The organism is Corynebacterium sp. HMSC059E07 (assembly GCF_001814395.1).
In the GTDB taxonomy this organism is placed as follows: domain Bacteria; phylum Actinomycetota; class Actinomycetes; order Mycobacteriales; family Mycobacteriaceae; genus Corynebacterium; species Corynebacterium hesseae.
The window spans coordinates 37616-52706 of the sequence record NZ_KV816328.1; the positions used below are offsets into that span (position 1 = coordinate 37616).

Annotated in this window: 12 protein-coding genes and 1 tRNA gene; 8 read left to right on the forward strand and 5 right to left on the reverse strand. The window is 61.8% G+C overall.

Features of this window, described 5'->3' with window-relative positions; genetic code table 11:
- The first annotated feature begins 166 nt into the window (after window positions 1–166).
- The 8 genes from HMPREF2967_RS08570 to HMPREF2967_RS08605 all read left to right on the forward strand — a co-directional run bounded on the left by HMPREF2967_RS08570 (window position 167) and on the right by HMPREF2967_RS08605 (window position 9886).
- On the forward strand, window positions 167–3253 hold the full coding sequence (locus HMPREF2967_RS08570) for a DEAD/DEAH box helicase (protein ID WP_070624846.1): 3087 nt from the start codon (window positions 167–169) through the stop codon (window positions 3251–3253).
- The gene (locus HMPREF2967_RS08575; RefSeq protein ID WP_070597097.1) at window positions 3254–4087 is read left to right on the forward strand and encodes an SWIM zinc finger family protein; all 834 of its coding nucleotides are present in this window, start codon (window positions 3254–3256) and stop codon (window positions 4085–4087) included.
- A 62-nt stretch (window positions 4088–4149) separates the two neighbouring features.
- Entirely contained in the window at window positions 4150–5274 is a 1125-nt protein-coding gene (locus HMPREF2967_RS08580) for a metallophosphoesterase family protein (RefSeq protein WP_070686053.1), read from the forward strand.
- A gap of 2 nt (window positions 5275–5276) precedes the next feature.
- A complete protein-coding gene (locus HMPREF2967_RS08585) occupies window positions 5277–7853 on the forward strand; it encodes an AAA family ATPase (RefSeq protein ID WP_070686055.1) in 2577 nt (858 codons plus the stop codon).
- A 24-nt stretch (window positions 7854–7877) separates the two neighbouring features.
- Window positions 7878–8387, forward strand: coding sequence for a MarR family winged helix-turn-helix transcriptional regulator (locus HMPREF2967_RS08590; RefSeq protein ID WP_070531202.1), 510 nt, complete (start codon window positions 7878–7880; stop codon window positions 8385–8387).
- A gap of 66 nt (window positions 8388–8453) precedes the next feature.
- On the forward strand, window positions 8454–8747 hold the full coding sequence (locus HMPREF2967_RS08595) for a molecular chaperone GrpE (protein ID WP_070531200.1): 294 nt from the start codon (window positions 8454–8456) through the stop codon (window positions 8745–8747).
- Window positions 8748–8929: 182 nt separating this feature from the next.
- On the forward strand, window positions 8930–9136 hold the full coding sequence (locus HMPREF2967_RS08600) for a hypothetical protein (RefSeq protein ID WP_154737117.1): 207 nt from the start codon (window positions 8930–8932) through the stop codon (window positions 9134–9136).
- A 309-nt stretch (window positions 9137–9445) separates the two neighbouring features.
- A complete protein-coding gene (locus tag HMPREF2967_RS08605; protein WP_070531198.1) occupies window positions 9446–9886 on the forward strand; it encodes a hypothetical protein in 441 nt (146 codons plus the stop codon).
- A gap of 202 nt (window positions 9887–10088) precedes the next feature.
- On the opposite strand, the gene HMPREF2967_RS08610 is transcribed toward HMPREF2967_RS08605, so the two are convergent.
- The 5 genes from HMPREF2967_RS08610 to HMPREF2967_RS08630 all read right to left on the reverse strand — a co-directional run bounded on the left by HMPREF2967_RS08610 (window position 10089) and on the right by HMPREF2967_RS08630 (window position 14922).
- Window positions 10089–10162, reverse strand: a tRNA-Arg gene (locus HMPREF2967_RS08610).
- Window positions 10163–10299: 137 nt separating this feature from the next.
- Window positions 10300–11901, reverse strand: coding sequence for an alpha/beta fold hydrolase (locus HMPREF2967_RS08615; protein WP_070525130.1), 1602 nt, complete (start codon window positions 11899–11901; stop codon window positions 10300–10302).
- A 104-nt stretch (window positions 11902–12005) separates the two neighbouring features.
- Window positions 12006–12635, reverse strand: coding sequence for a LutC/YkgG family protein (locus HMPREF2967_RS08620; protein ID WP_070686057.1), 630 nt, complete (start codon window positions 12633–12635; stop codon window positions 12006–12008).
- The gene (locus HMPREF2967_RS08625) at window positions 12632–14137 is read right to left on the reverse strand and encodes a LutB/LldF family L-lactate oxidation iron-sulfur protein (RefSeq protein ID WP_070525134.1); all 1506 of its coding nucleotides are present in this window, start codon (window positions 14135–14137) and stop codon (window positions 12632–12634) included. Before HMPREF2967_RS08625 ends, HMPREF2967_RS08620 begins: the two co-directional genes overlap by 4 nt.
- Complete coding sequence (locus HMPREF2967_RS08630) at window positions 14137–14922, reverse strand: (Fe-S)-binding protein (protein ID WP_070525136.1); 786 nt, start codon at window positions 14920–14922, stop codon at window positions 14137–14139. Before HMPREF2967_RS08630 ends, HMPREF2967_RS08625 begins: the two co-directional genes overlap by 1 nt.
- Window positions 14923–15091: the final 169 nt, after the last annotated feature.

Below are 15091 nucleotides of genomic sequence, written 5' to 3' on the forward strand. Positions count from 1 at the left end.
ATTGGCTGATTGACCAGTATTTGGTTACCTTGGTCACAGCTTAATGCACGGTCTTACTGGTGTTACGCCGTTATGTAACGAGACTGTAACAATTGCGTATTTGGGCAGGAATCGGGAACTTTCTGCAACCCTTTCCCCACAAAGGTGTGCTGCTAAACTGGCCCCTATGGCTTCTTACCTGCTGCATGGCCTCTGGCTGCCCGTCTCCGGCCTGAGTCTATGGATCGAACAGGTCGAAGGGCACAAGATCGTCATGCCCTCAGCAGTCCCGGAGGGAACCTTTCCGGATGTGGTTGATACCATCCTGAGCAAGAAGACCTTCCGCAACCGAGCGCGCGTCTCCCTCCGCACACCGAAGGGCAAAGATGTCTCCCTCATGGTGCCCATGGCGATGTTCGCCCCGGATGAGGCAGTGGAGACGCTGGCCAAACTGGAATACCTCGATACAGACAGCCAGGCGGTTTCGGCGGAACAGCGTGCAGCTATTGCGCCGGACCTCCTGTGGCTCATCCGCGCCTATCGCGGCCTGTACCGTTTCGTCCGCGCCGGCCGCGTGACCATCCGCCTGTCCTATCAAGCAGGCGAGTGGTACCCGATGTGGCAGCTGGCATCCGGTCTGGGCGAGCGCAGCTGGCTGGCGGAAATGCTGGCTTCTGCGCCCGGCATCCTCTCCATTAATAACCGGGCGCTTTCGGATGATTTGGCCGATGAGCTTACGCACTGGATTGCCTATACCCAATTGCGCCCGCAGATCGATGCCCCACGCGCCGCGCCCTGGCATGAATTCGCGCAGGCCTTGCTGAAAACCGCGCCGGTCAAGAAGGGGCGCGCCCAGCTGCTGCGTGGGCTCAATGAGTGGAAAGATTCCATTACCTCCGTTGACCTGCAGCTCGTCTTCCTCGTGGAGGAGCCGCCAAATAGTACTGACTCCGTCGAGGATGCAGCGTGGCCCATTCGCCTGCTGGTGCGCTCCGGTACGGATTCGCCGCTGCCGGTGCGGCAGGACCAGTTGGATCGGGGGAGCGTCGAGAAGCTGCGTGAGGCCCGCCGCCATGCCTTCGACGTGGCTCCGCGGCTGAAGTACAACTCCGCCCCGGCGAGCCGGAATGCGGGGGACTGGGACGTCTACCTGACCACCGAGCAGCTCGTCGATTTTGTTACCCACGACGCCGCTGCCCTGCGCAAGGCCGGTTTCACCGTGCTGCTGCCCAAGTCTTGGTCCCATATGGAGACCAAGGCCAAGCTGGAAACCACGGAGGTCCGTGATCCGGCCGATGCTGCCACCAAGGCGCACATTGGTATGGAGAAGCTGTTCAGCTATGACTGGAAGCTCTCGGTGGGTGACACGCAGCTTACCGACGCCGAAATGCAAGAGCTCATCACTTCTAAGTCCGGGCTGATTCGTTTGCGCGGCGAGTGGGTCATGGCGGATACCCAGGCCTTGAACAAGATCTCGCAGTACATGCGCGAGTTGGCCGATACCGCACGAAAGCGCGCCCTGAAGGAGTTGGAGCAACTCGCCGCTACCGCAGAGATGGCGCGCCAGCTGGAACAGCCCGGCTGGGAAGAATTGGTGGCCGAGGTGGAGCGCCGCCGCAAGGAATTCAATGAGGGTGAGCAAGAAGAAGCGGTAACGCTTGCAGACCTGCGCGAGATGGCCTTGAAGTCCATGGCGGAGGACCCCGTGGCCTTCACCGGATCCGAGTGGCATACCTCGCTGCTCGGCGGGCTGGATAGTACGGCACCTGACCGCGTGGAGATCCCCGATACGGTCCATGCCGAGCTGCGCGAGTACCAGCGCCGAGGCGTCGACTGGCTGTACTGGATGTCCCGCAACAACATCGGCGCGGTGCTGGCAGATGACATGGGTTTGGGCAAGACCCTGCAGCTGCTGTCTTTGCTGGCGGTGGAAAAGGCTGCCCACGAGGACGCGCCGGACAAGGAAGATGGGGAGGCTGAAGCCTGGAAGCCCACCCTCGTCGTCGCGCCGACCTCCGTGGTGGGCAACTGGGCTAGGGAAGCTACGCGCTTCGTACCGGACTTTAAGGTCATGGTGCAACACGGCACTGGGCGCCTGAAGGGCGAGGAATTGGTCAGCGCAGCTCAGGAGGCCGATATCGTCATTACCTCCTATGGCACGGTCAGCCGTGACTTTTTGACCTTGAGCAATGTGGAGTGGGACCGCGTGGTCCTCGATGAGGCTCAGGCGATCAAGAACGCCTCCACGCGCTCCTCCAAGGCGGTGCGCGCCATCCCGTCACGTCACCGCGTGGCGCTGACCGGCACGCCGATTGAGAACCGCCTGTCAGAGATGCGCTCCATCCTGGACTATTGCAACCCGGGAATCTTGGGCTCGGCCTCCTTCTTCCGCAACCACTTTGCCAAGGCCATCGAGCGCGAAGGCAGCGATGTTATGGCGGAGCGCCTGCGCCTGCTCACAGGCCCGTTCATCCTGCGCCGTCTCAAGACGGACCCGAATATCATCGATGACCTGCCGGAGAAGTCCGAGCAGATCATCACCGTGCGCATGACCGATGAGCAGGCAGCACTCTACAAGGCCCTGGTCAATGACGTGGAGCAGGCCCTGGCGAAGAAGAAAGAGGGCATCTCGCGCCGCGGCCTCATCCTGGCATCACTGACGCGCATCAAGCAGATCTGCAACCACCCGGCGCACTTCTTGGCCGATGGTAGCCCCGTCACCATCAAGGGCAAGCACCGCTCCGGCAAGGTGGAGGAGCTCATGCGGATCATCGACCAGGCCATCGAATCTCAGGAACGCGTACTGATCTTTACCCAGTACAAGGCCTTCGGCGACGTTCTCCAGCCTTACCTCTCTGAACAACTGGGCTGCGAGATTCCCTTCCTCCATGGCGGGGTCAGCAAGAACCGGCGCGATCAGATGGTGGAGGAATTCCAGGCCGATAACGGCGCGCCCGTCATGCTGCTCTCGCTCAAGGCGGGTGGTACGGGGCTGAACCTCACGGCGGCGTCGATTGTCGTGCACATGGACCGCTGGTGGAATCCGGCGGTGGAGAACCAAGCCACGGACCGCGCCTTCCGCATTGGCCAGCAGCGCAACGTGCAGGTGTACAAGATGATTACGGCCGGCACCTTGGAGGAATCCATCCAGGACATCCTCGACGGCAAGACACAGCTGGCCGGTGCCGTCGTGGGCGAGGGCGAGGGCTGGCTCACCGAACTGAGCCCTGAGCAGCTGGCGGATCTCATGAGCTATAGGGAGCAGGAGAAGTAAATGGCACCGAAGAATCCTGAGGACAATAACGTCATCTACGCCAACTTCGGCACCCGCAAGCGCGTGAGCACGCCGGAGGAGGTCAACCGCGTTGACCGCGTGCGCACCATGCAGCCGGCGGCCACGCGCCTGCTCAATTTCGTGAACCAGCAGACGGATTCCGGCCGCATTCGCCGCGGGCGCCAGTACGCCACCGAGGGGCATGTCGTGGGCCTCGATGTGCGCAATGGTGCTGTGCACGGCAAAGTCGCGGGCTCTCAGAACGAACCTTTCGCGGTGCTCATCCAGGTGCCTTACCGCAACAACGAGGACATCGGGCGGCTGTCGGAGATGTTCGCGCGCACCCCCAACTCCGTGGCGAAGGCTAGGGAGGGCATGCTTGCCGACGCCTCCCTCGACATCCTCATCGCCGAATACCCCGACGACCTCCGTTTCTCCTGCACATGCCCCGACCCGGAGTACGTGTGCAAGCACGTCGTGGCGGTGGCGGACCGCCTGGCCGCGCGCATGGATGCTGACCCGTCCGTTATTTTCGCCCTGCGTGGCCTCGATTTTGCGCGGCTGGAGCAAGCGGTCATGGAGCAGGCCAAGGCGGCCTCGGAGGACTCTTATTCCGCTTCCGCGGCCTCTGAAATCTCGGCCGAGGAGCGCAATGCCTTGTTCTGGGAGGGGCGAGAATTGCCGCCCTTGCCGGAGCCGAAGACCGCTCCCGCTGTCGATGATTCCGACCCGGAACTGCTGCGCAAGGCCATGAGGTCTGTCAGCCATACGAACATAGATTTGCTTCGGGCCGTCTCCGATGTCGAGGACCTTTACTATCATCTGACGCACTAGACATTGCCACCCCAGGGGAGAGGCTCAAGCGCCAGCCCTGGACCACGTTGTAGGGAGTTTGCATGGCCGCGGTTACGTTCATCCACACCTCAGATTTCCAGCTGGGAATGACACGCTGGTTTTTAAGTCCCTCCGCGCAGTCGCGTTTTGATGATGACCGCGAAGCAGCGGTCCTGCGGCTCGGGGAGTTGGCCGCCGAGACGGGGGCGGAGTTCATCGTCGTGGCCGGTGATGTGTTTGAGCACAACTCCTTGAACAAATCTACGCTGCTGCGTGCCAAGGACATGTTCAAGCGCCTGCCGGTGCCGGTCTACCTGCTGCCCGGCAACCACGATCCGCTCGTGGCGGATTCCATCTTCTTCAACTCCTTTGCGGATAACGTGCACGTCATCGCGGATTCAGAGCCCATCGAGGTGCGCCCAGGCGTGGAAATCGTCGGCGCTCCCTACCTGTCCAAGCGGGCCAACTATGACTTGGTGCGCCGCGCGCTGGAGCCGCTGCAGCCTGTTGAAGACGGCACGGTTCGCATCGCGGTGGGGCATGGCCAGGTGGAGTCCCGCGCGGGCGAGGGCGAGGACTCGGATGCCGATACGATTGACCTCTCCTTCGTGGAGGAATGCCTGGATAAAGGCGTTATTGATTATCTGGCCTTGGGGGATACGCACTCCACGGAATCGCTGGGCCGTACCGGCAAGGTGTGGTTCTCCGGCAGCCCGGAGACCACGGCCTTCGACGATAGGGAGCGCGATTCGGGCAATGCCTTGGTGGTGACCGTTGAGGGGGATCGGGTGGACGTCGCCAAGCACCGCGTCGGTCGCTGGGACTTCCGGGCGATTGATGCGGACATTAACTCACTGGAGGAGGTTGAGGCTTTTCTTGCGGAGCTAGACGCCGTGCCGGAGAAGATCCGCACCGCGGTGAAATACAGCCTGCGTGGCACCGTGGGTTTGAGCGCGCAGGCTCGTCTGGAGCAGGGGCTGGCGGAGCTGGAGGAGGTCTTTGCCTCCCTCAAGCCGCGCGAGAGAACCATGGACCTGCATCTGGCGCCCTCCGAAGAGGAGCTCAGCGAGTTGAGTTTGAGCGGTTATGCCGCGGATGCCCTGGCGGAGCTGCTTGAGGACTTAGATGATCCCACCGCCCGCGACGCCGCCAACCTGCTGTTCCGCCTCAGCGCGAAGGGAGCTTAATCATGATGCAGCTACATTCTGTTGAACTCAATAATGTCCGGGGTGTGGATCACCTGGAGGTCAAGGACCTTCCAGAAACCGGTGTGGTGGTCATCGGCGGGCCGAATGAGGCTGGCAAATCCACATTGGTGGAGTCTATTGATTTTGTGCTGACGCAAAAACACACCGCCAACTCTAAGGCGGTGAGGGCGCTGCAGCCCGCCGGCCGCGATGTGGGTCCAGAGGTCACGCTGGAGGCCACCGTGGGGCCCTATCATTTCCGCATCCACAAGCGGTGGGTGAAGAAGCGCACCTCGGAGCTGCATGTGTTCTCCCCGCGCCCGGGCCAGTGGACCGGTGCGGAAGCGGATGGGGAGCTCGAGCGCATTCTCAGTGAACATATGGACCGCGCGCTTGTCGACGCCCTCTTCGTCCGCCAAGACGATAGCCACGAGGGCATCGCCGCCGTGGGCATTCCTTCCCTTACTGCGGCGCTAGAGGAGCAGACCGGGGCGAATGCCGTGGCGGAAGACTCCGAGCTGCTCACGCGCATCGAGGCGGAGTACAAGGAGTATTTCACCGCGAAGACGGATAAGCCGGCGGGAGACTATAAGGCCGCAATCGCCGCGCTGTCAGAGGCGGAGGAGGAGCACGCGAACGCTGAGTCTGCGCTCCGTGAGCTCGACGGCGTGGTGGAGCGCTATGAAGCCGCCGAGCTGAAGAAGTCCGAGGCCGAAGCGGCTTTGCCGGAGGCCGTAGAAGAGTGCGAGCGCCGTGACGGCGAACTAGTCGCCGCCCGGGCCGCCCAGGAGAAGGTCACCGCGCAGGAGGCAGCAGTGACCCGGGCAGCGGAAGCTGTGACGCGCGCGGAGGAGGAATCGGCGCGGCGCAAGGCTGTGATTGCTGAGCACTCCGCAGCGGTTGAAGCGGCCGAGCGTGCTGCAACTGCTGTTAGCGAAGCCCGCGAGCGCGCCGAGGAAGAGTCCGCCGCCCGCACGAAGCTGGAAGAAGAACGCGCCGAGGTGCACACGCGGTACGAGGCCGTGCGCGAGGAACGCCAGCACGCCCGCCGCGCGCAGCGGCGCGCAGAACGCGAGGCCTTGGGCACCCGCCTCGAAGCGCTGACCAAGCTGGAAGAGACCTTGGCGTCGCGCCGTCGTGAGCTGGCTGCCGCTCCAGACGTGCCAAACTTGAAAGCACTGGAAGAGGCGGCTCGTGAGGTCACTGTCCAGGAGCGCCTGCGAGCGGCGGCTGCTGCCAAGCTGTACTTTTCCGGGAAGGGCTCCGTCGCCGTCGATGGCGAGGAACGCTCTCTGGAGAGCGGTGAAGAACTTGCAGTCGAGTTGCGTGAGGGCACGACCCTTCAGGTAGGCGAGGTCACCGCCCGCTATGCCGCAGGTGCCGGCGAAAGCGGTGAGGAAGGCGTGGAGAAGGCTCGCGCTGAGCTCGCGCGCCTGCTGGAGGATGCCGGGTGCGAAGACCTCGAGTCGGCCCGTGCCGCTCACGAGAAACACACCGAACTCGCATCCGCCGCGGATTCCGCGGCGCGCGAACTGGCTGCCGCGTTGGGAGGGGAGGACCTCGGTGAACTGCGTGCGCGTTTTGAGGCCGGCGCAGAAGAGGCTGAGGACACACCTGGTCTTTCCGAGGACGACGCGGCGCCGCGAGAGCTGGACGTGGTGGAGCGAGAGGAAGAGGAACTACGCAGGAAGCTCGATGAGCTCGACCGCGCTGTGGCTCCCTACCGTGAAAACAAGGCTGGCGCGGCATTAGAGGTAGCCACCGTGCGCGCGGAGGAGGCAATCACGCAGCGTGATGCCAAGGCCGCAGCCGTGGAGGCCGCCCGTGCTCAACTCAGTGATGCCGACGTGACCACGGCTATCGAGGCAGCACAGGCCAAGCTGCAGGAAGAAAGAGCAGTGCTGGCGGAGATGTACGCGGTAGACGTGGACACCGCCGAGCATCTTGCCAAGGGAGCGCGTACACACGTGGATTCCCTGAAGGCAGCGGTGAATGCAGCGGTCGGTGACATGCGCGAGTTCCGGGGACTCATCGATATGCATTCCGGTGCGGCTGAGGATGCGGAGAAAGCCGCCGCCGAGCTCGAGGTTGCTCGTGAGCGCCACGCCGCTATCGAGCGTCGCGCGGAGGCTGCGCGTTATCTGCGCACACTCATGCTGCGCCACCGTGACGCCGCGCGCCAGCGCTATGCCGCGCCGTTTGTCACAGCGCTCAATAGCTTGGCGCGAACAGTCTTCGGTGGGGATGTGGACTTCGAGCTGTCGGAAGAGCTCAAGGTCGAAGCTCGCAGCCGCGACGGTGAGACCGTGTCTTTTGACGCGCTCTCTGGCGGTGCCAAAGAGCAGTTGAGCATCCTGACGCGCTTCGCCATAGCTCAGCTGGTGTCCGATGAACCGGTGCCTGTACTGATCGATGATGCGTTGGGTTCCACGGACTCCCAGCGCCTTCAGCTCATGGCGGCGCTGTTTAGTAAGGCAGGGAAAAGCACTCAGGTCATCGTGCTGACCTGTATGCCGCAGCGCTATTCCTGGGTGCCTGGGCGCATGGAGCTAGATATGGAGAAACTTACAAGGGCCTAAGTCCCGGAGTGTAGGGTATGAGCCATGACAGCGGACACTCGATGGCTCACCGAAAGCGAACAGGACCTGTGGCGCCACATTCTAGCTAGCATTCGCAAGATCAATCGCGGTATGGAGGAGACCCTTCTGGCCTGCGGCGATATCTCAGCCGCGGAGTTTTCGGTGCTTGTTTCTCTTTCGGAAGCACCCGCGCACACGCGGCGCCTGCGCGAACTCTGCACGGAGTTGGAGTGGGACCGCTCCCGCGCCTCCCACCAAATCACCCGCATGGAAAAACGGGGTTTGGTGCGCAAGGAAAAGTGTGCGGGCGATGCGCGCGGCGTGGAGGTCGTCATGACGAAGTCCGGCCGGGAGCGTCTAGAGGCGGCGGTACCTGAGCACGTCGAGTCCGTGCGCCGCATGGTTTTTGATCACCTCGATCCTGCCGACGCTCCGGCGGTCCTGCGTTTCTGCGAGGGCGTTCTTTCAGAAAGCAACCTTCCGGGATATGACGGCTTCGTGCCGGATGAGCGCTTGGGTATTCACACCGACTAGTTGTGCTTCGTACGGGTAGTGTTAGTTTTCGACCGTTTACTCACCTGGAGGTGATCTGTCCGCACCATGATGGGACAAGAACTGTTTGAGCATCCCGAGCGCCAGTACGCAACGTACGGCATTACTCCGCTGAAAGAGCTCAGCGCCCAAGTAGGCCAGGTCGATGATCTGGATGAGCTCACCGAGGAACAAGCCACAGCGCTTGAGGCGGCCCTCGAGCAGCACCCAGAGGGCGCGCTGACCTTCGATGACGCCTCGCAGCTGTGGATTATCGGCGCGGATGAGGATATTGAGCGTATGTTCCAAGACCGCGAGGGATTCGTCGAAGCGCTCAACAACAACGAAGACCCTGGGGTCTAGCCCACAGTCGGTGTCATACTAAAGGTGGATGGCGGCTAGATTTACTGGGTTTAACTACGGGCGGCTCTGTTTAAACTGCTAAGATACTCTGTGTTAAAGGGCGAGCATCCCCGCGCTTTTCAGAGGCAGCTTGAGCGAGAGCGCCATCTGGCTAGGGGAGCTAAGTGAAAGGACAAAACATAATGGTCGAGCGCGATTTGGCTCAGGAACAGCGCGAAGCAGCTGCACGTGACAAGGCTGACGGCTGGGTATCCGTCTTCGTTCAGTGGATTCCCTCCATGCTTCTCTCCGTGGTGATGCTGGGCGCCATGATGTTCGGCATGTACTACATCGAGCACGGCACCTTGGACATCACCCAGCCGATCGTCAACCAGTACATCACCCAGTAACCTGGTTCGCTCCCTCGCTGCCGCCTGGCGGGGGGGAGAAAAGCTTGACTTTAAGCCCCAGCAGATTTGTCTGCTGGGGCTTGCTCTTTATCACCAGGCTCATTTCTCTAACTCGTGCCGTGGATCCATCAGGCGGCTTGAGCCACTGCTAAGCCTGAGAATTAATCTCCGAGTGCGATGTCTCGAGGCATGATGACTCCTACACCCTTCGCGCTCACCGTCGTTCCTTGATCAGCCGCCGCCCGTCCTTTCGGTGAGCGCGAAGGGCGTATTCGTCCGGGAGAGCGTTAATCCGATAGCCTGATCTCCATGGACTCTCGCATCTACATTCGCTATCTCAACGGTCCGCTCCTGTGGATGGGAATAGTCGTTGGCCTTGCCGTTGTGGCAGCGGTGGTGCCCACGATGATTGATTCCACGTGGGCAGCAATCCTATTTGGTGCCCTGGTCATCATTGCAACCGTGGCCTGCCTTCTGATGCGGGTGAAGATCGCCGTCAACGATGGCGAGGTTGCGGTGTCCGTCTTTGGCGTCTTCACAAAGAGAATTCCCCTGCGCGAGATCACCGGGGTGAGTATCGGTCCGGAGACGGGGCTTAAAGAAGGTGCGGGCCCGCGCATCGTCGATGGCGCACCAGCCTATATCGTCTCTGGGCCGACGGTGCGCATTGAATGGGGCCGGAGTTCTCTCATTGCTTCGGCGAAGAACCCGGAAGAAGTGGTTGCGGATATTAAGGTGCGCTTGCACTAGTTCCATATCCCCAGACCTCGATCCCGAAACTTCCAAGTGAGTGGCTTGGTGCCGGAGGGCGCTTGACGACGCCCACCTGCAGGTTGCGGGTTTCAGGTCTGGGGAGATGCAAAATGCGACAAGCCGCTCACCTGCAAACGTGGCGTCGCAAAAAGTGGGCCGGGGCGTACTGGCCGATTCGGGGTAGGCGGGCATGAAAAAGTGCCCCTGACAGGGATCGAACCTGCGACCTTCGGTACCGGAAACCGATGCTCTAATCCGCTGAGCTACAAGGGCATTGCTGGCGAAATGCCAACGATGCGATTCTAACCTATAAAGGCTAGAGCGCAGTAATTGGCCTAGCGCCGATGGGGGTGTGGTGGGAAAGAAGGAGTGCTAGGACAGCCACTCCTTCATGGTTCCCGCCGTTCCTACTACTGGGCGGGCTGCTCCTGAGCCTGGGGCTGGTCAAAGAAGCCCGGCGCATCCGCGGTGTGGACGTCACCAGTGCGCAGGTAGTCAACCACAATCTGGTCAACAGCCTTGTTGCCCACCGCGAAGTGGCCGTGACCCGGGCCGTGGACGGTCACCACGTGGGACTGCATCGGGTCAGACAGTCCGCGGTAGTAGGCGTACGGGGTCTGTGGGTCGCCGGTGGACTGAATCTGCAGCGGCTTGGTGGCCAGCTGCGCGCCGCTAACTTGTACCGGCTTGGTGATTGGTGCGCGGCCACCGCAGCCGACGCCGGAGGCATACATGGAGTTAAACAGTGTGAAGGGGTCAACGGTGACGTAGTTGGACCACAGGAAGGCCGGGATACGTGTCGGATCCATCGGGGCGGTGTTCTCGTTGCACATGATGATGTTTTGCATGCTCTGGGTATTCACCAGGCTCTGGAGCGCAGCTTCCTGGTCCACTTCGCTAGCCTGCGGATCGACTGCATTGAAGTCGAGCGGCTCGATGCCACCGATGTGCTTGGCCATCGCGTCCCAGGCCTCTGGGCGCGGGACTACCTGGTCGCGCGTTACCTGGAGGGTGGGGGAGGTAGCCTGGATGCCCTGCGGGTTGGATGCCTTGCCCGCGAGGTGCTCAGCCTGCACGCGCAGCTCGCCCGTGGCGGTCATGACATTGGCGCCCGGCTGGCCGGCGAATTCTAGGCCCGGTGGGAGGTCGCCAATCTCGGCGTCCGGCGGCAACACGGTGGGTCGCACGCCGGCCTCGGCGGCGACAATCTGGGACCAGCGCTCGTAGGCCTTCAGCGGGGTCTTGCCCGCGTGGTAGGTGTCATCGTTCTTCGCCACGAAGTTAAAGAAGTCATGCAGGGCATTTTCGTAGCCTGCCTGCTGGGATGCGAAGATCTGGTTCCAGGCCATGCCCGGATTCATGCCGGAATCCAGCACCACCTTGTCGGTGTGCTGCGGGAAGAGAGTGGCGTAGGTCGACCCCAGGAAGGTGCCGTAGGACAGGCCAGCGATGTTAATGCGTTCATCGCCGAGTGCCTGGCGTACAACCTCCCAGTCGCGGGCGGTGTTCTCTGTGGTAAGCGAGTCGGTGTAGCCCGGGGTGTTCTTCTCGCAGTCGTTGCGGGTAACGGCACCTGCCTTCGTGAGAATCTCTAGCGGATTGCCTGTGGCCGCGGTCATGGAGCAGTTCAGCGCGCCGGAATCGCGCAGGCCGCGCGGCTGGACGCCGATGATGTCGAACTCCTGCTCAATCTCGTCTGGCCAATTCGCGTTGTTCACCCAGGCGTATGCATCGCCGCTCGGGCCGCCCGGGTTGGTAAACAGGCTGCCCTTGCGCTCGCCGGTGGCCTTGAGGCGGATGAAACCGACGTCGATGGTGCCCTTGTCCGGTGCGTCGTAGTACTTCGGCACGGTGACGTGGCCGCACTCGGCGCGCTGGTGGTCCACTCCCTCCGGGCACGGGCCCCAGTTGATGACGGGCTGGTCAGCGTGAGCAACGGCAGGTGCCGCAACCAAGCCAGCGGCGATGGCTACAGGTCCTAGAACCGAACCTAAAACGCGAGAAAGACGCATAGAACAAGGCTCCTAAAATCGTAAATTGGTACGAGCCTTATCCTATGCGTCAGGGGTGATGTGAGCCGAGCTCTCATACAGGGCGGGTGCCCCCGAAAGCCTCACTACTTAACAATCACCACAATGAGATCGCGCGGGCCGTGGACACCTTCCACGCGGGAGAGCTCGATATCCGAGGTCGCGGAAGGGCCCGAGATCCACGTTGCCGGGCGCTCCGGGTTCATGCGGGAAACCATCTCCGGGACACCGTAGACAATCTGGTTCTTGCGCACGATGCACACGTGACGGTCCGGCACCAAGGTCAGCGCGCGATGGCCACAGGTCTCATTGGATTCGAGCACGATGGTGCCGGTCTGCGCGGAGGTGACGTGAGATTCGGTCACCACGGCGTCGACAGCGTCGAGCTCACGCGGGTCCTTGGCGTTGTCATCCGGGGTGATGGTGCCTTCGAAGCCGTCGAGAAGCCCAGCGTCCATGCCAGGTGCGTAGACGACATTCGAGCAGCCGCGCTCCTTCAGGATGTCCACGAGGGTGGAGTTCAGGCCGGACTCATCGGTGACGTGTACATCAGCCTTGTAGTCTTCGAGGCGGTCCACCAGCATCTCGCGTAGCTCCTCTTCGTTGAGCGTGCCTTCCTTCTGATATTCGCGCGGGATGTCTACGTGGTCCGGCAAACCGGCCTGCTTTTGGGCGGCGGCAATGCGGTTGAGGATTTCCTCTTTGGCGGTGGTCACTTGATGCCCTCCTTCTTGGCTTGGGCGAGGAGTTCTTGAGCTTCGTCAGAGTTGAACCATTGGCGGAAGGACTTCTTCGGAGGAACGGCAGTATCGCGTACCTCGGACCAACCAGACATGAACAGCGGTAGCTTGTCGATGACTCCGTTGAAGCCACCGAGGACACGGCCGAGCGCCACCATGTGGGTGATCTGGTTCCAGATCTTCGGGTTCTTCCACACCAGCTCCACGACTTGGAAGAGCTTTTCCTCCACTGGCGGGGTGGCGTTAGTGACCTTCTGGTAGCGGTTCTCCAAAATGACTTGGGAGAGCGGGATGCGCACCGGGCAAACCTCGTCGCAGCGGCCACACAGGGAGCAGGCATAAGGCAAGCTTGCCGACGGATCGTTGTGGTCCTTCATACCTGTTAGCTGCGGCGTCAGGGAGATGCCAATTGGGCCCGGGTAGACAGAGCCGTAGGCGTGTCCGCCGGCGCGCTCGTAGACCGGGCAGACGTTCAGGCAGGCAGAGCAGCGAATGCACTTGAGTGCTTCGTGGCCCTTGGGGGAGGACAGGGCTGCGGTGCGGCCATTGTCCAGAAGCACGATGTGGAAGTTCTGCGGGCCGTCGCCTTCGGTCACACCGGACCACATCGACGTGTACGGGTTCATGCGCTCAGCAGTGGAGGAGCGCGGCAGCAGCTGCAGGAAGACTTCGAGGTCCTGGAAGGTCGGGACCAGCTTCTCAATGCCCATCACGGTAATGAGGGTCTCCGGCAGGGTCAGGCACATGCGGCCGTTGCCCTCGGATTCCACGATGTTGATAGTGCCGGTCTCAGCCACACCAAAGTTAGCGCCGGAGATGGCGACCTTGGCCTTCATGAACTGCTCGCGCAGGAAGCTGCGGGAAGCCTCAGCCAACTCCGCCGGCTCGGCCTTGAGGGAGTCATCGGTGTTCGGCATCTTGTTGACAAAGATGTCCCGAATCTCCGCGCGGTTGCGGTGGATGGCCGGGACCAGAATGTGGGAAGGCTTATCCTCACCCAGCTGGACGATGAGCTCCGCCAGGTCAGTCTCCTGGGCGTGGATACCGACCTCTTCCAGGTGCTCGTTGAGCGCGATCTCCTGGGTGGCCATGGACTTGATCTTGACCACGTCGGTCTCACCGGTTTCGCGGATAAGGCCCTCAATGATCTTGTTGGCTTCCTTGGCATCGCGTGCCCAGTGGACAATGCCGCCGCGCTTGGTTACCTGCTCTTCGAACTGGAGCAGCAGCTCGCCCATGCGGACAGCAACGTCATCCTTGAGTGCGGAGCCGGCGTCGCGCAGCTGCTCCCAGTCCGGGGTTTCATCAACGGCGTGCTGGCGCTTGTTGCGAATGGTGGTGGTGGCGTGGTGCAGGTTGCGGCGCTGGGTGGCGTTATTGAGGCCAACGTGTGCCAGCGGCACGAACGCCTTCGAACCGCGCAGGTTGCCGTAGCCTTCTGGGGCTCGGGGAGGGGTGGTGTCGAGGAAGGAAGTCATTAGAGCATCTTCTCCTTGGAGTAGGCCGCGGAGGTGGGAGTCCACGGGTGTTCCTTGGTGGAGGCGAGGATTTCCGCCAGGTGGATAGCGCGAACACCGGAGCGCTGGCGAGCCAGAGCGCCTCCAATGTTCATCAGGCAGGAGGAGTCACCGCCGGTAATATATTCGGCCTCGGTTTCACGAATGTGGCGGGTCTTATCACCGACCATCGCTGCAGAAACCTCGGCGTTCTTAAGAGCGAAGGTGCCGCCGAAACCACAGCATTCCTCCGCATTAGGTAGCTGGACGAGGTCGATTCCTTCGACCTCCTTAAGAAGCTGGTAGGGGCGGTCACCCAGTTTGAGGAAGCGCAGGCCGTGGCACGAAGGGTGATAGGTCACGCGGTGGGGGAAGAAGGCTCCGACATTGGTGACACCGGCGACGTCGACAAGAAACTCCGGCAAGTCCAGGGTCTTGCCGGCAGCCTTCTTGGCGCCGTCCACATCGGCGGAGGTGCCGAAGCGGTTTGCGATCATCTCGTGCTGCTCGCGCACGGCGCCCACGCAGGAGCCGGAGGCAGAAACCACGTAATCAATGGAGGGATCCGCGAAGGCGTCCGCATAGGTGCGGATCATGCCCAAGGTCTGCTCCTGGTAGCCGGTGTTGATGTGCATCTGGCCGCAACAAGTCTGTTCCTCGGGGAAGACGACGTCGTAGCCCAGGCGGGAGAGGATCAGGGCCGTGGCCTTGTGGGCATCGGGGAAAAGTGAGTCACCGATGCAGGTGGAAAACAATGCTATTCGCATTTGTGAGCGCTCCTTAATCTGCCTCCATGTGGCTTGTCCCGTGCTGTGCACAGCGGAGTTGTGCTCGGATGCGCGCTACCAGGACAGCCGCACTGGGCATTTTTCGAGTGTGTACCTTTGAGCCTACCGCCCAAAACTCACATTATCGACACAGGATTACCCCTCCTAC